23 protein-coding genes are annotated in these 26,176 nt (G+C 72.6%); 14 read left to right on the forward strand and 9 right to left on the reverse strand.

The features are described from left to right. Positions 1 to 61: 61 nt before the first annotated feature. From phoU to VF202_10180, 10 genes are all read left to right on the forward strand, one after another. Complete coding sequence (gene phoU, locus VF202_10135; GenBank protein ID HEX7040462.1) at positions 62 to 709, forward strand: phosphate signaling complex protein PhoU; 648 nt, start codon at positions 62 to 64, stop codon at positions 707 to 709. Continuing rightward, the gene (locus VF202_10140) at positions 706 to 1,509 is read left to right on the forward strand and encodes an N-acetylmuramoyl-L-alanine amidase (GenBank protein ID HEX7040463.1); all 804 of its coding nucleotides are present in this window, start codon (positions 706 to 708) and stop codon (positions 1,507 to 1,509) included. The genes phoU and VF202_10140 overlap by 4 nt, the downstream gene beginning before the upstream one ends. 156 nt (positions 1,510 to 1,665) lie before the next feature. Next, complete coding sequence (locus VF202_10145) at positions 1,666 to 2,100, forward strand: FixH family protein (GenBank protein HEX7040464.1); 435 nt, start codon at positions 1,666 to 1,668, stop codon at positions 2,098 to 2,100. Further along, positions 2,097 to 3,665 (forward strand): hypothetical protein, encoded by a 1,569-nt coding sequence (locus VF202_10150; protein ID HEX7040465.1) that lies wholly within the window; start codon positions 2,097 to 2,099, stop codon positions 3,663 to 3,665. Before VF202_10145 ends, VF202_10150 begins: the two co-directional genes overlap by 4 nt. Before the next feature lie 53 nt (positions 3,666 to 3,718). Further along, positions 3,719 to 4,465, forward strand: coding sequence for a M15 family metallopeptidase (locus tag VF202_10155; protein HEX7040466.1), 747 nt, complete (start codon positions 3,719 to 3,721; stop codon positions 4,463 to 4,465). Next, positions 4,462 to 5,103, forward strand: a complete 642-nt coding sequence (locus VF202_10160; protein ID HEX7040467.1) for a hypothetical protein — start codon at positions 4,462 to 4,464, stop codon at positions 5,101 to 5,103. The genes VF202_10155 and VF202_10160 overlap by 4 nt, the downstream gene beginning before the upstream one ends. Then, positions 5,100 to 5,831 (forward strand): DUF554 domain-containing protein, encoded by a 732-nt coding sequence (locus VF202_10165; protein HEX7040468.1) that lies wholly within the window; start codon positions 5,100 to 5,102, stop codon positions 5,829 to 5,831. Before VF202_10160 ends, VF202_10165 begins: the two co-directional genes overlap by 4 nt. Before the next feature lie 100 nt (positions 5,832 to 5,931). Continuing rightward, positions 5,932 to 6,234: an Asp-tRNA(Asn)/Glu-tRNA(Gln) amidotransferase subunit GatC gene (gene gatC / locus VF202_10170; GenBank protein HEX7040469.1), complete on the forward strand. Its 303-nt coding sequence runs from the start codon at positions 5,932 to 5,934 to the stop codon at positions 6,232 to 6,234. Positions 6,235 to 6,319: 85 nt separating this feature from the next. Further along, a complete protein-coding gene (locus VF202_10175) occupies positions 6,320 to 7,621 on the forward strand; it encodes a hemolysin family protein (GenBank protein HEX7040470.1) in 1,302 nt (433 codons plus the stop codon). Positions 7,622 to 7,631: 10 nt separating this feature from the next. Beyond that, complete coding sequence (locus VF202_10180; GenBank protein HEX7040471.1) at positions 7,632 to 9,635, forward strand: chloride channel protein; 2,004 nt, start codon at positions 7,632 to 7,634, stop codon at positions 9,633 to 9,635. Positions 9,636 to 9,705: 70 nt separating this feature from the next. Here VF202_10180 and serS read toward each other — a convergent pair whose 3' ends face one another. Further along, on the reverse strand, positions 9,706 to 10,983 hold the full coding sequence (gene serS, locus VF202_10185) for a serine--tRNA ligase (GenBank protein HEX7040472.1): 1,278 nt from the start codon (positions 10,981 to 10,983) through the stop codon (positions 9,706 to 9,708). A gap of 97 nt (positions 10,984 to 11,080) precedes the next feature. Between serS and VF202_10190 the strand changes: the two genes are divergently transcribed. Genes VF202_10190 through rimO form a run of 4 tightly spaced genes read left to right on the forward strand, consistent with a single transcriptional unit; the run spans position 11,081 to position 15,526 of the window. Continuing rightward, on the forward strand, positions 11,081 to 12,178 hold the full coding sequence (locus VF202_10190) for an HD domain-containing phosphohydrolase (protein ID HEX7040473.1): 1,098 nt from the start codon (positions 11,081 to 11,083) through the stop codon (positions 12,176 to 12,178). A gap of 44 nt (positions 12,179 to 12,222) precedes the next feature. Beyond that, positions 12,223 to 12,909: a DUF3108 domain-containing protein gene (locus VF202_10195; GenBank protein ID HEX7040474.1), complete on the forward strand. Its 687-nt coding sequence runs from the start codon at positions 12,223 to 12,225 to the stop codon at positions 12,907 to 12,909. Positions 12,910 to 12,959: 50 nt separating this feature from the next. After that, complete coding sequence (locus tag VF202_10200; GenBank protein ID HEX7040475.1) at positions 12,960 to 14,108, forward strand: Mur ligase family protein; 1,149 nt, start codon at positions 12,960 to 12,962, stop codon at positions 14,106 to 14,108. Further along, positions 14,096 to 15,526, forward strand: coding sequence for a 30S ribosomal protein S12 methylthiotransferase RimO (gene rimO, locus VF202_10205; protein HEX7040476.1), 1,431 nt, complete (start codon positions 14,096 to 14,098; stop codon positions 15,524 to 15,526). The genes VF202_10200 and rimO overlap by 13 nt, the downstream gene beginning before the upstream one ends. Before the next feature lie 91 nt (positions 15,527 to 15,617). Here the strand turns inward: rimO and VF202_10210 are convergent, their stop codons facing one another. The 8 genes from VF202_10210 to VF202_10245 form a co-directional block, all read right to left on the reverse strand. Further along, entirely contained in the window at positions 15,618 to 16,778 is a 1,161-nt protein-coding gene (locus tag VF202_10210; GenBank protein ID HEX7040477.1) for a PilT/PilU family type 4a pilus ATPase, read from the reverse strand. Positions 16,779 to 16,919: 141 nt separating this feature from the next. Continuing rightward, positions 16,920 to 17,702 carry an amino acid ABC transporter ATP-binding protein gene (locus VF202_10215; GenBank protein ID HEX7040478.1) on the reverse strand — a complete coding sequence of 261 codons (783 nt, stop codon included), beginning with the start codon at positions 17,700 to 17,702 and terminating at the stop codon, positions 16,920 to 16,922. 52 nt (positions 17,703 to 17,754) lie between these two features. Continuing rightward, complete coding sequence (locus VF202_10220) at positions 17,755 to 18,969, reverse strand: amino acid ABC transporter permease (protein ID HEX7040479.1); 1,215 nt, start codon at positions 18,967 to 18,969, stop codon at positions 17,755 to 17,757. A gap of 5 nt (positions 18,970 to 18,974) precedes the next feature. After that, positions 18,975 to 20,804, reverse strand: a complete 1,830-nt coding sequence (locus VF202_10225) for an ABC transporter permease subunit (protein ID HEX7040480.1) — start codon at positions 20,802 to 20,804, stop codon at positions 18,975 to 18,977. A 149-nt stretch (positions 20,805 to 20,953) separates the two neighbouring features. Next, positions 20,954 to 21,967, reverse strand: a complete 1,014-nt coding sequence (locus tag VF202_10230; GenBank protein HEX7040481.1) for an amino acid ABC transporter substrate-binding protein — start codon at positions 21,965 to 21,967, stop codon at positions 20,954 to 20,956. Positions 21,968 to 22,250: 283 nt separating this feature from the next. Then, a complete protein-coding gene (locus VF202_10235) occupies positions 22,251 to 22,922 on the reverse strand; it encodes a V-type ATP synthase subunit D (protein HEX7040482.1) in 672 nt (223 codons plus the stop codon). A 12-nt stretch (positions 22,923 to 22,934) separates the two neighbouring features. Continuing rightward, entirely contained in the window at positions 22,935 to 24,359 is a 1,425-nt protein-coding gene (locus VF202_10240) for a V-type ATP synthase subunit B (GenBank protein ID HEX7040483.1), read from the reverse strand. A gap of 66 nt (positions 24,360 to 24,425) precedes the next feature. Then, positions 24,426 to 26,165, reverse strand: a complete 1,740-nt coding sequence (locus VF202_10245) for a V-type ATP synthase subunit A (protein HEX7040484.1) — start codon at positions 26,163 to 26,165, stop codon at positions 24,426 to 24,428. Positions 26,166 to 26,176 lie beyond the last annotated feature (11 nt).

The following is a 26,176-nucleotide window of genomic DNA, read 5'->3' on the forward strand; positions in this document are numbered from 1 at the left end:
AGCCGCCGGCCGGAGGCGGTCGGCCGACCGACGGCGCCGGGGCTCGGCTATCATGCCGGCCGTGGACGGCAGCCCGCTCAGCGAGGACATCGCGAACGTCGCCAGCCACGTGCTGCGCATGCTCGGCCTGGTGAGGGAGGCGACGGGGCTGGCGCGTCGGGCGCTCATCGAGCAGGACGAGGAGGCCGCCGAGCGCTGCATGGCGGGCGACGCGCAGATCGACGCCATGCAGGCCGAGCTCGAGATGCGCATCCTCACCGTGATCGCCAGGCGGCAGCCGGCGGCGCGCGACCTGCGCTTCCTCGGCGCCAGCTTCCAGGCCCTGCACGACATCGAGCGCGCCGGCGACTACGCCGAGCACGTGGCGGGCGCCGCGCTCGAGCTCGCCAAGGAGCCGCCGCTGAAGCGCTACCTCGACCTCCAGCGCTGCTTCGAGGTCCTGGCGGAGATGATCGACGCGACGATGACGGCGTACGCCGAGGAGGACGCCGAGGCCGCCCGGCGCGCGCACGCCATGGACCAGGTCATCGACGACCTCTACGAGCAGATCCAGCGCGAGCTTCTCACCTACATGCTGGAGTCGCCCGCCGCCATCGGCCGGGCGAACCGGCTCCTCGAGGTCGCCCGCTACCTCGAGCGCCTCGGCGACCACATCGAGAACGTCAACGAGCACATCGTCTTCTGGCTCACCGGCGAGCGCCGCATGTGACGAGCGGGGGCGCCACGCCCCGCCGCCGTCTGCGCCGTGCCCTCGGCAGGGCGCTGGTCCTGCTGTCCCTGCTGTGGCTGCTGCTGGCCGCCGCCTTCGCGGCGCGCGACCACGTGGCCGTGTACGGCCTCCCCAGCCCCATGCGCCTGGTGTTCGGCGACGAGGTGAGGGTGCCGCGCTGGGAGGTGCTGCGGCGGCTGGTGAACGCCATCCGCGGGCCGGTGAGGGTCGGCCTGCAGGTCGGTCACCTCGGGGCGGCGGAGCAGCCCGACGAGCTCGCCGAGCTGCGCTACAGCACCGGTGCCCACTGGGACGGCCTCGACGAGGTCGAGGCCAACCACGCCATCGTCGCCGCGCTGGCCGAGCGCCTGCGGGCCCACGGGTTCGTGGTCGACGTGCTGCCCGCGACCCTGCCCACCCGCTACCGCGCCGACGTGCTGCTCTCGGTGCACGTGGACGCGAACCCGAACGAGGAGCGCAGCGGCTACAAGTCGGCGCACTTCGTGCCGGCGCGCAACCCGTACGAGCCGCTGCTCAAGCTGCACCTCGACAGGGCCATGCTGGCGCTCACCTCGTTGCCCGACGACGACAGGAACGTGACCGGCAACATGCTGCAGTACTACGCGTTCAACAACCGACGTTACCGGCACGCGGCGCACGCGCGCACGCCCGCCCTGATCGTCGAGCTGGGCTACCTCTCGAACCCGCACGACAGGGAGCTGATCGACGAGCCGGACCGCCTGGCGGCGGCCCTGGAGGCCGGCGTCGTGAGCTACCTGGACGCGGTCGGCAGGCTCTGAGGCCCATGCGTACGCGGGCGTGGCGGCTCGTCGGACCGCCGGCTCGCGCGGCGCCGCGGAGCGGGTCGGGCCGGCGGCGTCCGGGCAGAGCGCGGTCGCGCCGGCCGTCCTCCGCGCACCCCGCCGCCCGGGGGTCGCTGGTAGCATCGCCTAGGCATGACAGTCGCGCCACGCTCCCGCCTCCCGCTCCGCCTGGCCGTCGTCGCGGCGCTCGCCGCGCTGGCGCTCGCCGGCTGCCGCCCGGGCGGCGACGGGGCGTCGACCAGCTCGGCGGGCGGCGGCTCGGGCGACGTGCCCCCGCTCAACGCCGCCGTGGAGGTGACCGACCCGGCGGTCGGCGGGGGCGCCGTCACGGTGACCGTGCGGGAGGGTGAGGAGCCGGTCTCCGGCGCCGTCGTGGCGGTCCAGGCCGACATGACGCACGCCGGCATGGCGCCCGTCATCGCCGACGCCCCCGAGGCCGAGCCCGGCGTCTACCGGACCGACGAGTTCGCGTTCACGATGGCCGGCGACTGGATCGTCACGGCCGAGGTGCGGACGCAGGACGGCCGCACCGCGACGGCCGAGACCTTCGTCACGGTCGCGCGGTGAGCGCCCCGGCCGCCCGCGCGGGCACCGTGGCTCGGGGCGAGGGGCGGGCGGGCCTGGTCGACCAGCCGCGCGGCTTCGACCTCCTCTCGCTGCCTGGCCTCAGGCGGTTCGCGCGCTGGCGGTACGCCCGCCTCGCGCTCCAGCTGCCGCTCCTGCTCCTGGCGCTGTTCGTGGTCGTCGACGGCCTCACCGGCCGCCAGGTCGCGCCCCGCAACGTCGCCACCACGGCCGTGTGGCTGCACTACCGCGGCCTGCTGGTGCTGGGGCTGGCGGTCGTGGGGAACGCCTTCTGCGCCGCGTGCCCGCTGATGCTCACCCGCGGCCTCTCGCGCCGTCTCGAGCGCCTGCTGCCGCGCAAGCTCGCCTGGCCGCGCGCGCTGCGCTCCAAGTGGCTGGTCATCGCGCTCCTGCTGGCGTTCTTCCTCGCCTACGAGGTCTTCGACCTGTGGGCCAGCCCGTGGCTGACCGCCTGGCTGGCCCTCGGCTACTTCGGCGCCGCGCTGGCCGTCGACGTGCTGTTCCCCGCCGGCACGTTCTGCCGCTGGGTCTGCCCGCTCGGCAACTTCAACTTCGCCCTGGCCACCGCCTCGCCCGCGCAGATCACGGCTGTGGACCCCGACGTGTGCCGCCGCTGCGAGCACAAGCCCTGCCTGCACGGCCGGTACACGGCGCCGGAGCGGCCCGCGGGAGGCTTCAGCCTGCCGCTGGCCGGCGCCCACGCGGGCTTCGTGCCCTCGGCGGAGGTCGTGAACCCCAACGGCGACGGGTTCTTCCCCGGCTGCGAGACGGGCCTGTTCGTGCCGACGATCACGTCGAACATGGACTGCACGCTGTGCCTCAACTGCGTGCGCGCCTGCCCCTACGACAACGTCGCCCTCACGGTGCGCGCTCCCGGGCGGGAGCTGCACCGCGCGCCGTGGGCGCGGCGCGGGCGCCTGTCGGTCCTGACCATGGGCGTGCTGCTCGCCTTCTTCGGCCTGATGAACGCGTTGGCGATGGTACCGCCGTTCTTCGACGCGGCCCAGCGCCTCTCCGAGCTCCTCGGCACGCGGAGCGAGGCCGTGGTCCTCGTCGTCCTCTACGCCGGCGTCACGCTGCTCGGCCTCGGGCTCACGCTCGCCGCGGCGTCCGCCGCCGACGCCCTGGGCGGCAGGTGGGAGGGTCTCGTGGCCGCGTACGAGCGCTGGGGCTACGTCGTCGTCGCGCTCGGGTTCGGCCTGTGGGCGGCGCACTACACCTTCCACTTCCTCACGGGCGCGCTGTCGATGGTCCCGGTGTTCCAGCACTTCTTCGCCTACCGCGGCCTGGACGTGGACCCGAACTGGCGCCTGGCGCAGGTCGTGCCGAGCGCCTACCTCTTCGCGGTCCAGGCCGCGATCACCGGCGCCGCCAGCTTCCTCGCCCTCTACACGACGGCGCGCATCGGCCTGCGCGACTTCGGCCGGCGCGGCGCCGTGGCGATGTGGCCCATGTTCCTCTTCGTGCTGGCGTTCACGGCGCTGCAGCTCCTCGTCCTGGCGCAGCCGATGGAGATGCGCGGCACGATCCTCGGACCCAGCTTCTGAGGCGCTCGCCCCGCGTTGGCCCGCCCGCGCCGGCCGGTGGTAGCCTGCTCCGCGTGCCCCGCGGGACACCCTCGCTCCTCGCCGCGCTGGCGGCCCTGCTGCTCGCCTCCACGTCCCTGGCCGAGCCGCTGCCGGCCTGCGCGGTCGACGACAGGCCGGCGCTGGCCACGGGCTACGACGAGTACGCCCTCACCGTCCTCGACACCGTGTTCGCCCTGACGCCGGACTACGAGCCTCCCGACCTCGTCCGGGCCTCCACGGCGTTCCCCGCCTCCTACGACGGGGGCGGGCAGCACCTCGTGCGCGCCGTGGTGATCGACGACCTCGCCGCCATGCTGCGGGACGCCGAGGCGGCGGGCGTGAGGCTGGCGGTGCAGTCGGCCTACCGCAGCTACGCCTACCAGGTCAGCACGTTCCAGTACTGGGTGGACCGCGACGGCTACGACGCGGCCCTGGCGAGCAGCGCGCGCCCCGGCCACTCCGAGCACCAGCTCGGCACCGCCATCGACTTCCGCTCCTACTCCGGACCGCCGGCCTGGGACCTGGCGGACTGGGCCGAGACGCCGGAGGGCGCCTGGCTGGCCGCGAACGCCCACCGCTACGGGTTCGTCATGAGCTACCCGCGGGGCGAGGCCGAGACGACCTGCTACGTCTACGAGCCGTGGCACTACCGCTACGTGGGACGCGAGACGTCCGCCGCCATCCACGGGAGCGGGCTGACGCCGCGCGAGTACCTGTGGCTCGCCCTCCAGGCCGAGCTGGAGCGGCGCGCCGGACCGGCCGGGGACGGCGGCCGTTGAGGCGCCTCGCCGCCGTCTGCCTGGCCGCGGCCCTGGGCGCCGCGTCGGCGCACCCGATGCTCGTGATCGGCGAGGTCACGATCGACCCGGACCCCGCCGTCCCGGGCGCGCCGGCGACGCTCACCCTCACGCTCCAGGACACGTCACTCGCCGAGGTCGAGGACGCCGTCGTGTTCGTCGAGCTGCGCGCCGGACCGCCGCCCGAGGGCGGGTCCGCGCCAGCCGGGGAGCCGGACGTGGCCACCGACAGGCTCGAGGAGGTCTCCCCCGGCGTCTACACGGCGACGATCGCGGTCCCTCCGGCGGGCGCTTACACGCTTACCGTGCGCGACCGCACCTACCGCCAGGAGGAGGCCGTGGCCAACGTGAGCGTGCGGCTCGGCGAGGGCGAGACGGGGGCCGTGTCGTTCGTCCTGCCCCCCACCGCCAGCGGACCGACCTCGCTGGGCTCGTGGCTGATCTGGCTCGTCGGCGTGCCGCTGCTCGCCGGCGTCCTCGTCACGGTGCTGGTGCTGCGCTCCGGCGGACGCGAGGCGGGGCCCGGCGCCGCGGGACCGGGCGAGGACGGCTCGCCCGCGGAGGAGCCGCCCGAGGGCGGGCCGCGCGCGCCCGTGTCGCCGGGCGAGGGGGCGGGATGACCTTCGTCGAGCAGACGTGGGGCACCTGGCTGAACGTCGCCGCGGTGCTGGTCGGCGGCGGCCTCGGGCTGCTCGTGCGCGGACGGCTGGCCGAGAGGGTCACGGTCGTCGTCATGCAGGCCATCGGCCTCGTCACGCTGCTCGTCGGCGTGCTGAACGCCCTCGACCTGAGCCGCGTCGACGCCCCGCCTGGGGTGCTCGTCGGGCTGCTGGCGCTGGCGATCGGCGGCGCCCTCGGCGAGTGGTGGGGCATCGAGGACGGCCTGGAGCGCCTCGGCGAGCGCCTGAAGCGCGCTCTCGGCGGCCAGGGCCGCTTCACCGAGGGCTTCGTCGCCGCCAGCCTGCTCTTCTGCGTCGGTCCGCTGACGCTCCTCGGCAGCTTCCAGAACGGCCTCACGGGCGAGGCGCCGTTCCTCGTCCTCAAGTCCACGCTCGACGGCTTCTCGGCGCTGGCGCTGGCCACCACGTTCGGGTTCGGCGTGCTCGGCTCGATCGCCGTGATCGCCGTCTACCAGGGCGGCCTCTCCCTCGCGGCCGGGCTGTTCGCGAACCTCGTGCCCGACCCCGCCAACGACCCCAACGTGATGCTCGTGAACGGGGTCGGCGGGCTGATGATCGTCGGCCTCGGCCTGGGGCTGCTCGAGGTCAAGCGCCTGCGCGTCGCCTCGCTGCTGCCCGCCATAGCGCTGGCGCCGCTGTTCCACTGGCTCGGCCGCCTCGTCTACTGAGCGTCGGCCCCACCCCCGCCGCCATCCGCGCCCGCCCCTCCCGCGGGGGCCGTGCCGACGGGCGCGCGCCGGCTGGCTCCCCGCGCGTTAGCATCGCGGCGTGACCGACGGCCGGACCCCCGTGATCGACGACGAGACCCTCGCGCGCCTCGAGGAGCTGGCGCGGCTCGAGCTGGCGCCGGAGGAGCGCGAGCGGGTGAAGGCCGACCTCGCGGCGGTGCTCGGCTTCGTGGCGCAGCTCGCCGACCTGCCGGAGGGACCGGGCGCCGAGGACCTGGCGGCGCCGGAGAGGACGCGTCCTGACGTGCCGCGGCCCGGCCTGCCGCGCGACGCGGCGCTGGCCCTGGCCCCCGCTGCCAGGGACGGCTACTTCGAGGTGCCGCGCACGGTCGACGAGGGCTGAGGGCCGGCCGCAGCGGAGGCCGCCCCGCTCCCGACGCGGGCCCCGCCGAGCGGCACAGCGGGGCCCAGGGCGAGGGTCAGGTGCCATGATCGCCTCCATGTACCTGGCCATCGTGCTCGCGCTCGTGCTCGTGAACGGGCTGTTCGCGATGTCCGAGATCGCCGTGGTCTCCGCGAACCGCTTCAGGCTGCAGCAGCGCGCCGAGGAGGGCGACCGCGCCGCGGGGAGGGCGCTGGCGCTGGCCGAGGACCCGAACCGCTTCCTCTCCACGGTGCAGGTGGGCATCACGCTCGTGGGCGTGTTCTCGGGGGCCTTCGGCGGCGCGACGCTGGCCGGGCCGGTCGCCGCGTCGCTGCGGCGCGTGGCGTGGCTGGCCCCCTACGCCGGCCCGCTGGCGTTCGGTCTGGTCGTGGCCGGCATCAGTTACCTGTCGCTCGTGGTCGGCGAGCTGGTGCCCAAGCGCCTCGGCCTGGCCAACCCCGAGGGGATCGCCGTCAGGGTCGCCGGGCTCATGCACGCCGTCTCCCGGGCCGCCGGCCCGGTCGTGTGGCTGCTCGGGGCCTCGACGAGCCTGGTGCTGCGGCTGCTGCGCGTCAGGACGCAGGGGGAGGACATCGACGAGGAGGACATCGAGCTCGTCATCGCCCAGGGGCGCGAGGCGGGCGTGGTGGAGCCAGAGGAGCAGGCGATCATCGAGAAGGCCTTCTGGCTCGGCGAGAGGCGCGTCAACGACATCATGACCCCGCGCCACGAGGTCGCCTGGCTCGACCTGGGCGGGGGCACCGAGCAGGTCGTCGAGGTCTTGGCGCGCGCGCCGCACGCGCGCTACGTCGTGGCGGATGGCGAGCTCGACAGCGTCGCCGGCTACGTGCGGGCCGCCGACCTGCTCTCCGCCGCCCTCCGCGGCGAGCCCTTCGACCTGCGCCGCCACCTGCGGGAACCGCTCTTCGTCCCGGAGACCATGCCCATACTGGCGATGCTCAACACGTTCAGGGAGTCGGGCGAGCGCCTCGCCGTCGTCGTGGACGAGCACGGCGGCTTCGATGGCCTGCTCACCCTCGGCGACATCCTCGAGGAGCTCGTCGGCGACCTGGCGGCCGTCGGCCCCGAGGAGCCGCTGGTCGTCGCGGTGGGTCCCGGCGCCTGGCGCGTCGACGGCGCCGTGCACGTCGACGCGCTCGTCGACGCTCTCGGCCTCGGGGGCGCGGTCGACTTGGAGCACGCCGGTTTCCAGACGGCCGGGGGGCTGGCCGCGTTCGTGCTGGGGCGGGTGCCGGTGGAGGGCGACGCCTTCGAGTGGCACGGGCACAGGTTCACCGTCGCGCGCATGGACGGGCAGCGCGTCGCCGAGCTGCTGGTAGGGCGCGAGCCCGTCGAGGAGGGTTAAGCTGCGGCGCGTGAGCCGCCTGCTGGAGCTCCTGCGCCGGTACCTGCCCAGACGCGACGGCTCCGAGGGCCAGGGCTTCCTGGCGAAGTGGGCGCTGCTCGGCACGCTGATCGGCGCCGTGGCCGGGCTCGGGTCGGCCCTGTTCTTCTACGCCCTCGAAACGGCGACGGACCTCTTCCTGGGGCGCCTCGCCGGCTACCGGCCCCCGCTGCCCCTCGGCGAGGGAGGCACCGGCGCCGCGCCGGGGGCGGCTGTGCCCTGGCTGGTGCCTCTCGTCGTGGCGGGCGGCGGAGTGCTGTCCGGGCTCATCGTCGCGAGGCTCGCTCCCGAGGCCGAGGGACACGGCACCGACGCGGCGATAAGGGCGGTCCACAGGGACGCGGGGCGGGTGAGGCGCCGGATACCCCTCGTGAAGCTCGTCGCCTCCGCCATCACGATCGGCTCGGGCGGCTCCGGCGGTCGCGAGGGCCCGTCCGCGCAGATCTCGGCGGGCTTCGGCTCGGCGCTGGCCGACTGGCTGCGCCTGAGCGCGCAGGACCGCCGCATCGCCGTGGCGGCCGGGATGGGCGCCGGCATCGGCGCGATCTTCAGGGCGCCCCTCGGCGGCGCGCTGATGGCCGCGGAGATCCTCTACCTGCACGACCTCGAGACCGACGCCATCATCCCGGGACTCATCGCGTCGATCGTCGGCTACAGCGTGTTCGGCGCGATCTACGGCTTCGAGCCGATCTTCGGGGCGCAGCCGCAGATCGCCCTCGACTCGCCGCTGCAGCTCCCCTACTACGCGCTGCTCGGCCTCGCCTGCGGGCTGGTGGGCATCGTGTACGCCGAGACGTTCTACGGCGTGTCCGCGGCCTTCCGGCGCCTGCGCTGGCCGGCCTGGCTCAAGCCCGCCCTGGGCGGTCTGGCGGTGGGGCTGCTCGGGCTCGCGCTCCCGCAGGTGCTGCACACCGGCTACGGCTGGGTGCAGCTCGGCATGAGCACGGCCGTCCTCGAGCTGCCGCTCGCCGTCGTCCTCGTCGTCCCCTTCGCGAAGATCCTGGCGACGGCGCTGTCGATAGGCTCGGGCGGCTCCGGCGGCATCTTCGGCCCCGGCATGGTGATCGGCGGGCTGCTGGGGGCGGCCCTGTGGCGGCTGGGCCACGGCGTGCTCCCCCACCTGCCGGACCAGCCCGCGCCCTTCGTGATCGTGGGGATGATGGCGCTCTTCGGCGGCATCGCGCACGCGCCCCTGGCGATGATGCTGATGGTCGCCGAGATGACCGGCAACCTGTCGCTGCTGGCGCCGGCGATGATCGCCGTCGCCCTCGCGACGGCGCTCGTCGGCGAGCGCACGATCTACCGCGCGCAGCTCCCGAACAGGGCGGCGTCGCCGGCGCACCGGGTGAGGATGGCCTTCCCCCTCCTCTCCTCGCTCTCCGTGCGGGACGCGATGCGATCGGCCGACGTCGTCGCGGAGGACGCGTCCCTCGACGAGGCGCGCGCCGCCCTGGGCACGGACGGCGCCGTGGTGCTGCGGGACGGCCGGCCCGTCGGCGTCCTCACGTCCGCCTCGCTGGCCGACGCCCCCGGCGGCGCCAGGGCGGGAGACGCGATGCGGCCCTGCGCTCCCCTGGCGGCCGACCTGCCTCTCGACGAGGCCCTGCAGGCCCTCGACGACGCCGGCCTGGGGTGGCTGCCCGTGGTGGACGACGGTCGGCTCGTCGGCCGCGTCGGCACGCGCGGCATCATCCGGACCTACAAGGAGACGCTGGGGCGGGGCGTGCGCCGCGTGTCCGCGCTGCCGCCCGAGACCGCGCTGCTCGAGGCCACGGTGTCGGCGGCCTCGCCCGTCGCCGGCAGGTCGCTGGCGGAGGCGCGGCTGCCGGCCGCGACCCTGGTCGTGTCGCTGGTGCGGGACGGCGCCGTGACCTACCCGAGGGGCGACACCGTGGTCGCGGCGGGCGACAGGCTCACGGTGCTCACGGCCGCCGGCGCGGAGGACGAGGTGAAGCGCTACCTGGTGGGCGAGTGAGCGCCGCGGCGGCCGCGCGGCGTCGGGCTCGTCGCTCGCCGGTCCGCGCGCTGGCGCCGCTCCGGCCCCGTCAGAGGACCTTCGTGCCGAGGTACCCGGCCAGCGCGTCCGGCACCTCGACGGTGCCGTCCCGGCGTTGGTTGTTCTCGACCAGCGCGGCGATCGTGCGCGGGAACGCCAGCGCGCTGCCGTTCAGCGTGTGCACGGGCTCCGGCCTGCCCTTGCCGTTCACCCCGCCGGGGCGGGCCCTGGTGCGCAGCCGGTTCGCCTGGAACGCCTCGAGGTTGCTGACGCTCGAGACCTCGAGCCAGCGGCCCTGCCCGGCGCTCCACACCTCGAGGTCGTACTTCTTCGCCTGCGTGAAGCCCAGGTCACCGGTGCACATGAGCAGGCGGCGGTAGGGCAGGCCGAGCTCCTCCAGCAGCGACTCGGAGACCGCGACCATCTCCTCCAGCGCCTCGTAGCTGCGCTCCGGGGTCGTGAACTGGACCATCTCGACCTTGTCGAACTGGTGCACGCGGTTCAGCCCCCGCACGTCCTTGCCGTGGCTGCCGGCCTCGCGGCGGAAGCAGGCGGTGAAGGCGCAGTAGCGGAGCGGCAGGCTGGCGGTGTCGAGGATCTCGTCGCGGTGCAGGTTCGTCAGGGGCACCTCGGAGGTGGGGACGAGGTAGAGCCCGCCCGTCACCTCGTACATCTGCCCCTCCTTGTCGGGGAGCTGGCCCGTGGCCGTCGCCGACTCGGCGTTCACCAGCACCGGCGGCACCACCTCCTCGTAGCCGTGGGCCGCCAGCCTGTCGAGGAAGTACGCCTGCAGCGCCCGCACGAGCTTGCTGCCCTCGCGCCTGAACACGGGGAAGCCGGCGCCCGCCAGCTTCACGCCGGCCTCGAGGTCGAGCCAACCGCGCGCGGTCATCAGGTCCCAGTGGGCCCTCGGCTCGAAGTCGAGCGCGGGCCCCTCGCCCCACTCCTTCACGACGACGTTGTCGTGCTCGCTCTCCCCGTAGGGGACGCTCTCGTGGGGGAGGTTCGGGACGGCGAGGAGGAGCTGGCCGATCTGCTGGTGCAGGCTGCGCTCGAGGTCCTCGAGGCGCTTGACCTCGCCGGAGAGCTCGGCCAGGCGCGCCATCAGCTCGGGGTCGTCCTGCCCGCGGCGCTTCATCTCGCCGACCGTGCGGCTGTCCGCGTTGCGCTGGGCCTGCTTCTCCTCGAGGTCCCGCTTGACGAGCCTGTGCTCCTCGTCGAGGCGCAGCAGCTGCTCGAGCTTGGGGAGCTCGTCTGCCATCATCTTCGCGCGCATCGCGCGTCTCACGGCGTCGGGGTTGTCGCGGACGAAGCGCAGGTCGAGCATGGCAGCCAGTGTACGAGCTTACTCAACGCTCCGGACCGGGCGCACGTATCCTCGTTCGTGACGGGTCCAGGCGCGCCCGGACCCGGGAGGGTGGGACGTGTTCAGACGCCTCTTGAGCAGGCCGGAGAACGCACCGGAGACCGACCAGCTGGACGTCGCGGTGCGCGTCCTGCGCGCCGCCAGGCCGCAGGAGCGCAGCGAGGAGGCACTCAAGGGCCTGCGCGGCGCCCTGGGCGGCGACGCGCGCGGCTACGTCGTCCGGGGCGACGACGCCTCGGGCTACGCCTTCGACGCCCAGGTGGGCTACGGCGCCGCGCTGCTCGAGATCGCCCCGGGCCACGGGCCCTGGCGCTCGCCGGGACCGCGGGTCGTCGCCAACCACATCGCCGAGATGTTCACGCCGAACGACGCCGCCAAGCGCGCGCAGTACTCCGACCTCGGCCTGCGCGACGCCACGTCCACGCTGGTCGTGCCGGTCGCCGGCGGCTACGCCGCCTACGGCGCGCTGGTCATGCACCGCCACGGCGGACCGGCGTTCGGGGACGAGGAGCTGAGGCTGGCGACGAGGTGGGGCGCCCTCCTCGGCGAGGCCCAGGCGCAGGCGCTCGAGCTGAGGCGGTCGAAGCTCAGCCTCGTGGAGTTCACGCGCGCGTTCACGCAGGCGTTCGAGGCGCAGGACTTCGCGCAGCTCGGCCACGCCGAGCGGGTGACCGCCTACGCGCTCGCCCTGGGACGCGCCCTGGGCCTCCCCGCGAAGCAGCAGGCCGACCTCTACTTCGCTGCCATGCTGCACGACATCGGCAAGCTCGGCTCGGGCCTCGACCTCAGGCTCGAGGACCTCGAGCACCCGCAGCGCGGCGCGAACATGGTGGCGTCGGCGGCGATGCTCAAGGAGGCCGCCGAGGGCATCAGGCACCACCACGAGGCCTGGGACGGCTCCGGCTTCCCCAGCGGCCTGCGCAAGGACGCCATCCCGCTGCTGGCGCGCATCGTCGCCGTGGCCGACACGTTCGACGTGCTCTCCAGCGAGCGCGGCCAGGCGCTGCCGCTGCGCGAGGTCGAGAAGGCGCTCGAGGCTCGGTCGGGCGGCGAGCTCGACCCTTCCCTCGTCTCGCTGTTCGTGGGCAACATCCTCAGGCAGGGCAAGGACACGGCGGAGCTCGGCACGCTGCAGGCCACCGACCTGCCGTTCTAGGCGGGCCCCGCGTCCCCGGCGGACGCGGTGGTAGGCTTCGCGCGATGAGCGTCGAGGTCGTGAGCTACCGGCTCACCTACCGCGGACGGCCCGCGGGCACACAGGTCCTCAAGACAGAGGTGACGGGCACGGTCAGGCGCATGGAGGCGAGGGCGGCCTTCCAGGGTCTCCTCGGCAACGCCACGGTCGTCCAGCGCAGCCGCTCCAGCGCCCAGCACCACCACAGCCTCCGCTTCTCCGAGGAGACGCAGGAGCGCGAGGGCAGGCGCGTCTTCGACGTCGAGTTCGACGCCGCCAGCGGCCTCGTGCGCGCCACGACCGGCCCGAAGGACGTGGCGACGGCGCCCTACATCAGGCCGTACCGCGACCCGCTGTCGCTGCTCGGCCAGGTGCGCGCGCTGGCCGGCGAGAGCGCCCACGGCGTGGCCATGCTCGGCAAGGACGTCACCGTGCTCCTCGCCGGCGAGGTCGAGCTCGCGACAGCGCTGGGCGACCGGCGCGCCTGGGCCTACGTCGTCCACCCCGGCGGCTCCATCGTCTACGTCGACATGGAGGCGCCGCACACGATCCTCAAGCTCACCCAGCGCCTGCCCGACGGTCACCTCGACTCGCTGATCGTCAGCGTCGCCACCGAGCCCACCCTGGACGGCTTCGGCGACGAGGGCGGCAAGCGCGGTCAGCAGCAGCGCCGCCGCGGTCGCCGCCGCCCCCGCCGGCGCCGGCGCGGCTGAGGCCGCCCACTACGACCCACGACCCGACCCACGCCGAGGCCCTCGACTGGCTGTACGCGCAGACGCGCGCGGGCGGCAGGCGCCACCCGGGTCGCGCGGCGCGTCTCCTGGACGAGCTCGGGCTGGAGCCGCCGCCCCGCCTCGTGCGCGTGGTGGGCACGAACGGCAAGGGGACCGTGTCGCACCTCATCGCCGCCGGCCTCACCGCCGCCGGCCACAGGACGGGGCTCTTCCTCTCGCCGCACGTCGAGCGCTTCGAGGAGCGCGTGTCGGTGGACGGCGCGCGCGTCACCGCGGCGGAGGTCGTGGGGTTCGTGGCCCGCGCTCGCGAGGCCCTCGCGCGCTACGCGCCCGACGGCGACTCGCGCCCCGCCTTCTTCGAGCTGACGCTGGCCCTGGCCCTCGACGCGTTCGCCCGCCGCGGGACCGAGTGGGCGGTGCTGGAGGCCGGCGTCGGCGGCGCCACCGACGCCACGACCGCGGCCGCGGCGCCGGGCCGCGTGAGGCTCGTCGTGCTCACGAACGTCGACCTCGACCACGTCGCGACGATAGGCCCCGGCCTGGCGGACATCGCCCGCGAGAAGGCCGGCGCCTTCGCCGCCGGCGTGCCGGCGGTCACCGCCGCCTGCGGGCCGTCCCTGGAGGTCGTGCGCGCGGTCGCCGCCGCGGTGGGCGCGCCGCTGCACGAGGTCGAGCCCCTGCGGCCCGGCGAGAGCACGCGGTCCGCGAACGAGCGCCTCGCCGCCAGGGCGCTGGAGCTGCTGGGCGTGCCGGAGGACGCCCGCGCCGCGGCGCTGGCCGCCCCTCCCCTGCCGGGACGCGGCGAGCGCTTCGTGGCGAGGGCGCGCGAAGTCCTCCTCGACGGGGCCCACGACCCGGCCGCCGCGGCCAGGCTGGCGCAGGAGGCCGGCGAGGGCTTCACGCTGCTGTTCGGGGCGCTGACCCGCAAGCAGGGCACGGCCACGTTGGCCGCGCTCGAGCCGCACGCCGCAGCTGTCGTGATCACCGAGGCCGCTCCCGGCGAGGGCGTCGACCACCTCCTCGGTCCCGGCCGCGAGGTCGTGCCGGACCCAGCGGCCGCCCTGCGGCGGGCGTTGGCGCTCACGCCGGAGGGCGGACGCGTCGTCGTGGCCGGCTCCCTCTACCTGGCCGGCAGGCTGAGGCCCCTGCTAGACTCGCCGGCGGCATGGAGCCGGTAGGCGCCAGCACTCCGCGAGACGACGCGGCCAGGACGAGCGGCCGGGTGGGGTTCGTCTCCCTCGGCTGCCCCAAGGCGCTTGTCGACAGCGAGCGCATCCTCAGCCAGCTCAGGGCCGACGGCTACGAGCTCGTGAGCAGCTACGAGGACGCCGAGCTCGTCGTCGTGAACACCTGCGGGTTCATCACCCCCGCCGTCGAGGAGTCGCTCGACGCCATCGGGGAGGCGCTGCGCGAGACGGGCCGGGTCGTCGTCACCGGCTGCCTCGGCGAGCGGCCCGAGAAGGTCATGGAGCGCCACCCGCAGGTGCTCGCCGTCACCGGCCAGGCCGACGTGGACGGCGTGATGCGCGCGGTGCGCCAGGCGCTGCCGCTGGCGCGCGACCCCTTCACGAGCCTGCTGCCGATGGCCGCCGTCGGCGGGCGCGCAGCCGTCCCGGACCGCGTGAGACTGACCCCGCGCCACTACGCCTACCTGAAGGTCGCCGAGGGCTGCGACCACCGCTGCAGCTTCTGCATCATCCCGCAGCTGCGCGGGAACCTGGCGTCGCGTCCGGCCGCCGACGTCGTCTACGAGGCCAGGCGCCTCGTCGCCTCCGGCGCCAAGGAGCTGCTGCTAATCGCCCAGGACCTCTCGGCCTACGGCAACGACCTGAGGCACGCGACCTCCACCCTCGACGGACGCGAGGTCAGGGCGCACCTCGTCGACCTCGTCACCGAGCTGAGCGAGCTGGGCGTCTGGCTGCGGCTCCACTACGTCTACCCCTACCCGCACGTGGTCAGGCTCGTCGAGCTGATGGCCGAGGGCAAGGTGCTCCCCTACCTCGACGTGCCGCTGCAGCACGCCTCGACGCGCGTCCTGCGCGCGATGCGCCGGCCGGGCGGGTCCGTGAGCCACCTCGAGACGATCCGCCGCTGGCGCGAGGTCTGCCCCGAGATCACCCTGCGCTCGACCTTCATCGTCGGCTTCCCCGGCGAGACCGAGGAGGACTTCCAGGAGCTGCTCGACTTCCTGGCCGCAGCCCGCCTCGACCGCGTGGGGGCGTTCACCTACAGCGAGGTCGAGGGCGCCGACGCCAACGCCCTGCCCGGCGCCGTGCCGGAGGAGGTCAAGCGGGAGCGCTACGCGCGCCTCATGGAGCTGCAGGCGTCCGTGAGCCGGGCGAAGCTGGCGGCGAAGGTGGGCGAGGAGCTGAGCGTGATCGTCGACGACTACGGCGAGCTGCCCGGCGAGGTCGTCGGCCGCAGCGAGGGCGACGCGCCCGACATCGACGGCGTCGTGCGCGCGCTGGGCGACGGCACCGTGAAGATCGGCGACGTCGTGCGGGTCAGGGTCACGGACGCCGGCGACCACGACCTCGAGGGCGAGGTCGTCGGGCGGGTCGACCTGCGGCCCGCCGTGCCGGTCCTGGCCCGCTGAGACACCTGCCCCGCGCCCGGCGCGGGCGCCACCCGGTCCCTCGCGAGGGCGGTCGCCGCGTCGTTCGACCCCGCCGGCGCGGCCGCCGCGCTCAGCCCAGCGGCCCCCGCGGCTGCACGAGGCGCTCGAACTCGCGCTCCTCCTCGATCCCCAGCCCGCCGCGCTGCTGCGTGACCATGAGCCGGAACTCGTGCGGGGAGGTGGCCGTGAACGTCGCGTCCTCCAGCGTGATGCGCCCCTGCAGGTAGAGCTCGACCAGGTGCTGGTCGAACGTCTGCATCCCGCGCAGGTTGTCCTGCATGAGCGCCTCCTTGATCAGGGGCGTCTTCTCCTCGTCCTTGATGTAGTCGCGGATCAGGGGCGTGTTCACCAGCACCTCGACCGCCAGCGCGCGCCCGGGACCGTCGGCGCGCGGCAGCAGGCGCTGGCTGAGGATGCCGAGGAGCGAGTCGGCGAGCAGGATGCGGATCTGGTCGCGCTCGTGCGGCGGGAAGAAGTCGATGATGCGGTTGACGGTGCGTATCGCGTCGAGCGTGTGCAGCGTGCTGAAGACGAGGTGGCCGGTCTGGGCCGCGGACAGCGCGGCCTCGACGGTCTCCTTGTCGCGCATCTCGCCGACCATGATCACGTCGGGGTCCTGGCGCATCGCGTACTTCAGCGCCCCCACGAAGTCGGACGTGTCCAGGCCGATCTCGCGCTGCACGACGAGGCTCTTCTGGTTGCGGTGGAGGATCTCGATGGGGTCCTCGATCGTGATGACGTTCTTCGCGAAGCGGCGGTTGATGAAGTCGATCATCGCCGCCAGCGTCGTCGTCTTGCCCGACCCGGTGGGGCCGGTGACGAGCACGAGGCCGCGCGGCTGGCTCGCCAGCTCGGTGACGACGGCGTTGGGGAGGCCGAGCGCCTCGAAGCTGGGGATCGCGTCGCGGATCACGCGCATGACGATGCCCACCGAACCGCGCTGCCTGAGCACGTTGCAGCGGAAGCGGGCGATGTTGGGGATGTTGAAGGCGAAGTCGATCTCGTGCCTGTGCCTGAACAGGTCGCGCTGCGACTCGGTCATCATGGCCAGCGCGATCTGCTCGGTCTGCTCCGGCGTGAGCGGTGGCACCCCCTCGTAGGGCTGCAGCTCGCCGTCGATGCGCGTGTGCGGCGGCGCTCCCGCCTGCAGGTGGATGTCGGATGCGCCGCGCGCGACCATGGTCTTCAGCAGGTCGGCGATGCGCACGCCGCGTGAGGGTGCGTCACTCATCGTGCGGCCAGTCTAGGGAACGCGCGGTCACGGCGTTGTGACATTCCGCGGGCGGCGCCGGGGCGCCTGGGGCCCGCCGTGCGCCGCGCCCCGGCGCAGCGGAGACCGGCGGGAACCGCGCCCCGGCGCCTCCGAGCCTGACTAGAGGATCTTCGAGAGGAACGCGCGCGTCCTCTGCTCGCGCGGGTTCTGGAAGAAGTGCTCGGGCGTGCCGACCTCGACGATCTGGCCGGCGTCCATGAACACGACGCGGTCGCCGACCTCGCGAGCGAAGCCCATCTCGTGCGTCACGACGATCATCGTCATGCCCTCCTTGGCCAGCGCGACCATGACGTCGAGGACCTCGCCGATCACCTCGGGGTCCAGCGCCGAGGTGGGCTCGTCGAACAGCATCACCTTCGGCCCCATCGTCAGGGACCGTGCGATGGCGACGCGCTGCTGCTGGCCGCCCGAGAGCTGGCCGGGGTACTTGCGGGCCTGCTCGGGGATGCCCACCTTCTCGAGGTAGAACATCGCCCGCTCCTCGGCCTCGCTCCTCTTCCACTTGCGGACCCTGATGGGCGCGAGCGTGATGTTCTCGAGCACCGTGAGGTGCGGGAAGAGGTTGAACTGCTGGAACACCATGCCGGTCTCGCGGCGGATGCGGTCGATGGCCCTGACGTCGTCGGTGAGCTCGACCCCGTCGACGACGATGCGGCCCTCCTGGTGGTCCTCGAGCCTGTTGATACAGCGGATCAGCGTCGACTTCCCGGAGCCGGACGGCCCGATGACCACCACGACCTCGCCCTTGTTCACCGACATGTTGATGTCGCGCAGGACGTGGAAGTCACCGAACCACTTGTTGAGGCCCTCGATCTCGATGATCCTCTCGCCCCCAGGCGGGGCGTCGGCCCTGACGACGTTGCTGGCGACGGCGTCGCTCATGTGCTTCCTCTCTCGGGACGCGCGCGGCGTCCCCGCGGCGCGGGCGACCGGCTCACCTGACGCCCACGCCCAGCTGGGTCTCGAGCTGCCGCGAGGCCGCGCTCATGCGGTAGGCGAAGAACCAGTAGACGACGGCCAGGAACAGCGACAGCTCCAGGCGGATGCCGCCCGGCACGAGCAGCGAGGCCGGCTGGTTCGCGACCACGTCGGCGACGTTGAAGAAGTCGAACAGGCCGACGATGAACACCAGCGACGTGTCCTTGAACAGGCCGATCGCCTGACCGACGATCGCCGGTATCACCGCCCGCAGCGCCTGCGGCAGGACGATGAGGAGCGTCGTCTGCCAGCCGGAGAGCCCCAGCGCCCGCGCCGCCTCGACCTGGCCGCGCGGCACCGCCTGCAGCCCGCCGCGCACGTTCTCGGCCATGTAGGCGGCGCTGAAGAGCGTGACGGCGACCATCGACCGCGCGAGGGCGCTGATGCTGTCCGGGTCCGAGAGCCCCAGGAGCAGCGGCACGAGGAGCGAGGCGATGAACAGCCAGGTGATGAGCGGCGCGCCGCGCACGACCTCGATGAACGCGGTGCAGGCGACCTTGATGACGGGGAGGTCGCTGCGTCGGCCCAGCGCCAGCAGGATGCCGAGCGGGAAGCTGACGACGATGCCCACCACCGACAGCACCAGGGTGAGCAGGAAGCCGCCCCACAGGCGCGTGCTCACGCGCACGAGCGGGCCGTCCTCGAAGACGCCGTAGAGGAGCAGGAAGGCGACGACGACCGACGCCCCCCACAGCCAGGGGAGGAGGCGCCGCACGCTGGGGACCACGGTCCCGAGGCCGAGGCCCGCCATGCCGGCCAGCGCCACGGCCAGCCAGCCGAAGCGCACCGACGGCCAGAAGACCAGGCCGACGACGGCGAGCGCGCCGGCGGCGTACATGAACCACCTGAACACGCCCCTGACGATCAGGCTCTCGTACTTGTCGCCCGCGGCGCCGATGCCGAGCAGGAACATGACGAGGGCGACCATCGTGAAGGGGCGCCACAGCAGATGGGTCGGGAACCGGTAGACGGCGAAGAGCTTGAGGTTGTTCCAGACCTGCTCCCAGTGCGCCCCGGTGAAGACCCAGGTCAGGAGGGAGTAGAGGGCCCACACGAGCAGGGCGCCCCCGACGAGCGTCACGATCGTGTCGGCGATCCCGCCGAACAGGTTCCGGCGGGCCCAGGCCACGGGACCCGTCTGCCTGATGGGGGGCTTCCTGGCCTCGATCACCTAGCTCACCTCTCCACCAGCGCCATGCGGGCGTTGACGATGTTCAGGACCAGGGCGAAGAGCAGGCTGATGGTCAGGTAGGCGGCGATGATCATCAGCGTGACGGGCACCGTCGCCCCGGTCTGGTTCGCGATGATGATGCTGATCGCGAACAGCTCCGAGTAGGCGGCCAGCGGCGCCAGTGAGCTGTTCTTGGTGAGGTTGAGGAACTGGCTGATGAGCGGCGGGAGGATCACCCGCATGGCCTGCGGGAAGATCACGAAGCGGAAGGCCTGGGAGTCGGAGAGCCCCAGCGCCTTGGCGGCCTCGCGCTGCCCGTTCGGCACCGCCAGCAGGCCCGCCCGCACGATCTCAGCGATGAACGAGGCGGTGTAGACGACCAGGGCGATGAGCAGCGCCAGGTAGTTCGTCGACAGCCTGACGCCGCCGTCGTAGTTCGAGATCGGGATCGTGGGCTTCGACCACACGAGCGGGCGGCTCGTCTGGATCGTGAACTCCGCCTGCAGCGGCTCCTCCTCGTCCTCGCCTCCGCCCGCGGCCGCGGGCGGCGCGAAGAGCTGCGCCGGCGAGACGTTCGCCCCCCGGGACTCGCTGGCCGCGAAGGTCGTGGCGAACCGCGGGATCCGGGCCTCGCCGTTGCGGTTGGCGACCAGGGTGCGCTCGAAGCCGGTGAAGCTGAGCCTGACGGCGGCGCTGAAGCCGCGGGGCGAGGGCGCGTCCGGGTCGAGCTCCTCCCCCTGGTCCCAGGCGCCGTCGCCGTCTCGGTCGCGGTAGACGACGCCGCGCGACGGGAACTGGAAGAAGTGGATGGCGAGGTCGCTCTCCGCCGCCGCCTCCGGGTCGGCGAAGGTCACCTCCACCTCCTCGAACTCGGACTCCTGGAACGGCGGGAAGTAGAACCGGCCGTACACGTAGCGGCGCGACTCGACGAGGTTCTGCGTCTGCACCTCGAGCCCGCCCTCGGCGACGCGCGCAGTGACGGCCGCGAACGGGATGAAGGGCTCGAGGAACTGCTTGACGCCGTCGCCGTTGAGGTCGCGGAAGACGGTGACGACGCCAGAGGTCTCGCGGAACGCCGTGGCCGCGCCCGACGGCAAGGACCCCTTGCCGACCAGGAGGTAGCCGGCCACCGCGACGACGAGCGCCGCGAGCAGGCCAGGGCCGAACGCGTTGCCGGGGCGGTCGGCGAGCCTGAGCTGGCGCCGCCTGAGCCACCAGACCGCGGCGCCAATGGCCACGGCGGCCACCAGGTACGGCACCCAGGCCCCGAAGTGGTAGCTGGGGTATGGCCAGGGGAGCGCCACGCCCTGGTTGCTGAAGAGCGCGCCGCCGGGGAGCCTGACGGCGTTGAGGATCCGCGGCGGCAGCGGCGTGAGGAAGGCCGTGTACCAGAAGATGATCTGCACCGCCAGCGGCGTGTTCCGCAGCGTCTCGACGTAGACGGTCGCGAAGCCGCGCATGAGGAAGTTGCGCGACAGGCGCATCACGCCGATGACGACGCCGAGCACCGTCGCGAACGCGACGCCGACGAGGGCGACCTTGAGCGTGTTGAGCACGCCGATGAGGAACGCCCGCCCGTAGCTGTTCTCCCCCGTGTAGCGGATAGGCGTCTCGGCGAGCGGGATGCCGGCGCGCTGGTCGAGGAAGCCGAAGTCGCTCGGCAGGTTCGCGCTCCGCAGCGCGGTCGTGACGTTGTGGTAGACCACGTACGCCGCCGCCACCAGGACGACGGCGAACACGACCTGCGCCAGCACGCCGATCGTCCTGACGTTCCTGTAGAAGGGGATCCTCTGCTGGGACCCGAGTGCGGTGCGTTGGATCGTCTCTGCGCTCATCCGTTGCCCTCAAGATGCGCGGGGCGCGGGTCAGATACGTGGGAGGACCTCACTCCAGATAGCTGTAGCCAGCGCGCGGCAGGGACGAGCCAGGGGGTGGTCGCCTGGCGGCGCCACCCCCTGAGCAGGTCCCCACCTTCGGTCACGTCCTACCGGAAGGGCGGGGCGAACAGCAGACCACCCTCGGTGTAGAGCGAGTTGAGGCCGCGCGGGATGTCGAACGGGGTGTCGGGGCCGAGGTTCCTGTTGTAGATCTCCTCGTAGTTGCCGACCTGGCGGATCGCCTGGAGCATGCCGTCGGCCGGGATGCCGAAGTCGGAGACGTTTGTGCCCTCGACGCCGAGCATGCGCCGCACGTCGGGGATCGTCGTGGTGGCGGCGACCTCCTCGACGTTGTCGGCGGTGATGCCGTACTCCTCCGCCGTGAACAGCGCGAAGACTACCCACTTGACGACGTCGAAGAGGCGCTGCTCGCCGTTGAGTACGGCCGGGCCGAGCGGCTCCTTCGAGATCGTCGCGTCGAGGATCACGTGATCGGCGGGGTTCTGCAGCGTGATGAGGCGGCTGGCCAGGCCCGACTTGTCGGTCGTCCAGGCGTCGCAGGCGCCCTGGTCGTAGGCCGCGGTGAGCTGGTCGGCGTTCTCGTAGATCACGGGCTCGAAGCTGATGTTGAGGGCGCCGAGCACGTCGTTGAGGTTCAGCTCCGTGGTGGTGCCTGACTGTACGCAGATCCGGCGGCCCTCGAGGTCCTGCAGGGTCGTGATGCCGGAGTCGCGGCGCGCCATGAAGCCCTGGCCGTCGTAGAAGGTCGTGGGGGCGAACTCGAGGCCGACGCTGGTGTCGCGCGAGCTGGTCCACGTGGTGTTGCGGATCAGCACGTCGACCTCGCCGGTCTGCACGGCCGTGAAGCGCTCCTGGGCCGAGAGGGCGCGGAACTGGACGGCGTTGGCGTCGCCGAGGATCGCGGCGGCGATGGCGCGGCAGAAGTCGACGTCGAAGCCCTCGAACTCGCCCTGGGCGTTGATCGTGCCGAAGCCGGGGAGCTGGTCGTTGACGCCGCAGACGAGGTTGCCGCGGGCGATGATGTCGTCGAGCTTGTCGGCGTAGGCGGCACCGCCGAAGACGAGAGCCGCCACTAGGATGGTGAATACGAGTCTGCGCATCCGTGGTCCCTTCTTTCCGAGAGGAAGCTTGCAGCCTTCAGGTTGTCTGGCCGCCCGCACTATAACCGCGCTCTCACGAAGTTGTAAAGGAAACGCCGGTCTAGACGCGGTTCTTGCCCCTGCATGAGAGCGCCCCGGCCGCTGGGCGGCCGGGGCGCCGGGTCTCGTCGGGCTGGGAGCCCTGGCGGGGAGGTCCTGCGAGGCCGTCGGACCGCCGGCTCGGGATGCCCCTCGGAAGGGCGTCGGTCTCCGGCCGGCGGCTCCGGCGGGCCGGTCGAGGACCTCAGGCGGACGGCGCGGCCGCGGCGGACGCCTCCGCCTGCTTCTCCGCCTCCTCCTTGGCCTCGAGCTTGGCCTTGATGCGCTTGAGGACCGTGGTCTCCTCCAGCGCGCGCTGGTCGAGGACGCTGCGGATGTACCTGATCTCGTAGTTGATGCCGGGGATCACGAGCTGCTCGAGCGCGTTGACCCGGCGGTTCGTCTTCTTGATCTCCTCGCCTATGCGCCGCAGGCGCGTCTCCGTGGCCGCCACGTTGATGATGGCCTCGACGAGCTTGCGGAACTGCGAGGCCGCCTCGAGCGTCGTGGCGCCCGCCCCGACCGGCGAGAAGGGCAGCTTGTCGTCGAACCTCGGCGCCTGCACCTGCGGGACCTTGACCCCGAAGATGTTCTCCATCCTCAGCTCGACCTCGACCTGCTGCGACTCGGCCAGAGCCAGGCTGGAGACGTTCTCCGGCCCGTCCCAGGCGTTGGCGAGGAACAGCGCGAAGTAGGCCTCGCGGCTCGCCTGGGCTAGCTGCCGGCGCGCCTCCAGGGAGGACCGCACCAGGGCGAAGAACTCGCCGACCAGCGCGTCGCGCTTGCGCTTGAGGAGGTCCGCCCCGCGCACGGCCAGCTTGACCTGGTCGCGCCGCTGCAGGAGGTTCGAGCGGGTGGGGGCGATGCTCTCGGCCACGTCAGCCTCCGATCAGAGCCGGTCCTGCTTCGCCGCGCCCCAGAGCTCGTCCATCTTGGCGCCGTAGTACTTGTCGATCTGGTCGTTCGAGAGCCTGGTGAGCTCGCTCTTGGGCAGCATCGAGAGGATCGACCACGCGATGGTCAGGGAGTCCTCGATCGACCTGTTCTCCGAGCCCTGGTTGATGAAGCGCTTCTCGAACTCGTCGGCGAACTTCAGGTAGAGCTTGTCGGTCTCGGACAGCGCGTCCTCGCCCGTGATGGCCACGAGGCGCCGCAGGTCGAGGCCGTTGGCGTACGCGGCCTGGAGCTGGTCGGACACGTTCTTGTGGTCCTTGCGGGTCTTGCCCTCGCCGATGCCGTTGTTCATGAGGCGCGAGAGCGACGGGCCCGGGTTGATGGGCGGGTAGATGCCCTTGTTGTGCAGCGCGCGCGCCATGTAGATCTGACCCTCGGTGATGTAGCCCGTGAGGTCGGGGATCGGGTGCGTCACGTCGTCGTCGGGCATCGACAGGATCGGGATCTGCGTGACCGAGCCCGGCAGGCCCTCCACCACGCCGGCGCGCTCGTAGATGCTCGCCAGGTCCGTGTACATGTAGCCGGGGTAGCCGCGGCGTCCGGGGATCTCCTCGCGGGCGCCGCCGATCTCGCGCAGCGCCTCGCAGTAGTTCGTCATGTCGGTGAGGATGACCAGCACGTGGAAGCCGTGCTCGAACGCCAGGTACTCGGCGGCGGTCAGCGCCATCCGCGGCGTGAGGAGGCGCTCGACGGCGGGGTCGTCGGCCTTGTTGAGGAACAGCACCGACCGCGCCAGCGCGCCCGTGCGCTCGAACTCCTGCGTGAAGAACGTCAGCTCGCGTTGGGTGACGCCCATCGCCGCGAACACGACGGCGAACTCGCTGTCCTCGCCGATGACCGTCGCCTGGCGGGCGATCTGCGCGGCGAGCTCGTTCGCGGGCAGGCCGGAGCCGGAGAAGATCGGCAGCTTCTGGCCGCGCACCAGGCTGATCAGCGTGTCGATCGTGCTGATGCCGGTCTGGATGAACTCCTCTGGCTTGCGGCGCGACACGGGGTTGATCGGCGCCCCGCTGATGGGCAGGCGCTTGTCGGCGACGACCGGCGGGAGGCCGTCGATCGGGTTGCCGGAGCCGTCGAAGCGGCGGCCGATCATCTCGCGGGCCACGCCGAGCCGCGCGACGTTCTCGACGAGGCTGACCGTGGTGCTCGAGAGGTCGATGCCCGAGGTCTCCTCGAAGACCTGCAGCACCGTGTACTCCTTCGAGACCTCGATGACCTGGCCGCCGCGCTCGCGTCCCTGCCCGTCGACGATGCGGACGATCGCGTTGTAGCTCAGGTCCGGCGCGTTCTGGAGGTACAGCAGGGGGCCAGAGACGTAGCTGACCTCCGAGTACTCCTTCTTCAGTAGGTTGCTGCTCATCTGTCTCCTAGCTCCTCGCGGCGGGGCGCGCCTCGAGCTCCTCGCTGAGGTCCGGGGCCACCGCGCTCACGCCGCCACGGCGAAGCCCTTGGCGAGCTCCTCCATGACGCCCTGCTGGTAGGCGGGGAACTCGTCCTCGGGCACGTAGCGCGACCTGTTGATCTTCTCGATGACGGGGCTCTTGAGCACGTCGTCGACGGTCGCGCCGGCCTCGAGGGCGGCGCGGGCCTCGTCGTAGAGCTTGATCATCATCTGCAGCATGCCGTACGCCTTGCTCATCGAGCAGCTCGCGTCGACGGGGTCGAAGCCGTTCTGCTGCAGGAAGTCCTGCCTGAGGATGCGGCCGATCTCGATGACGAGGCGCTCCTGGTCCTGCAGGGCGTCAGGGCCGACGAGCTGGACGACCTCCTGGAGGTCGGACTCGCGCTGCAGCAGCTCGACGGCGCGGTCGCGCAGCGCCGAGTAGTCGGGCGCGACGTTGTCGCGGTACCACTCCTCGAGGATCGGCGTGAACAGCGAGTAGGAGCGGTTCCAGTTGATGGCCGGGAAGTGGCGCCGCCTGGCCAGCGCCGCGTCGAGCGCCCAGAAGCAGCCGGTGATGCGCAGGGTCGCCTGCGTGACGGGCTCCGAGAAGTCGCCGCCGGCGGGGCTGACGGCGCCGATGATCGAGACCGCGGCCTGCTCGCCGCTGAGGGTCACCACGCGTCCGCCGCGCTCGTAGAACGCCGCGAGGCGCGAGGCGAGGTAGGGCGGGTAGCCCTCCTCCGCCGGCATCTCCTCGAGGCGCGAGGAGATCTCGCGCAGCGCCTCGGCCCAGCGGCTGGTGGAGTCGGCCATGATCGACACGGCGTAGCCCTGGTCGCGGAAGTACTCGGCCAGCGTGATGCCCGTGTAGATCGACGCCTCGCGCGCGGCCACGGGCATGTTCGAGGTGTTCGCGATCAGCACCGTGCGGTGCATGAGCGGGTTGCCGGTCTGCGGGTCCTCGAGCTCCGGGAACTCGACGAGCACGTCGGTCATCTCGTTGCCGCGCTCGCCGCAGCCGACGTAGACGACGATGTCGGCGTTGCCGTACTTGGCGATCGACTGCTGCGTGACGGTCTTGCCCGAGCCGAAGGGGCCCGGGATCGCCGCCGTGCCGCCCATCGCCAGCGGGAAGAGCACGTCGAGGATGCGCATGCCGGTGAGGAACGGCACCACGGGGTCGAGCTTCCGCTGGACCGGACGCGGCTGGCGCACCGGCCAGGCGTGGTAGAGCCGTAGCTCGGTGCCGTCCTCGAGTGTCGCGACGACGTCCTCGACCGTGTACTCGCCCTCGCCGGCCACGCTCTTGATCACGCCGCCCTTGCCGGGTGGCACGAGGATCTTGTGCGTGAACGCGAACTCCGGCACGGTGCCCAGCACCTGGCCGGCCTGCACCGTGTCGCCGACCTTCACGGACGGCGTGAAGCGCCACTTCGTCTCGCGCGAGAGCGCGTTGACGGTGATGCCGCGCTCGATGTAGGTGCCGGAGGTCTCGCGGATCTTGTCGAGGGGCCGCTGGATGCCGTCGAAGATGCCGTTGAGCATCCCCGGGCCCAGCTCGACGGCGAGCGGCAGGCCCGTGGAGACGACGGGCTCGCCGACGGTGAGGCCGCCGGTGTCCTCGTAGACCTGGACGAAGGCGGTGTCGCCGTCGAGGCGGATGATCTCGCCGACGAGCCTCTCCTCGCCCACGCGGACGATGTCGAACATCCGGGCGCCCATCATCTCCTCGGCGATGACGGCCGGACCCGAGATGCTCCTGATCTTGCCTGCGATGGCCATTCTCGTTAGCT

It is taken from the genome of Trueperaceae bacterium (assembly GCA_036381035.1).
Taxonomy (GTDB): Bacteria; Deinococcota; Deinococci; order Deinococcales; family Trueperaceae; genus DASRWD01.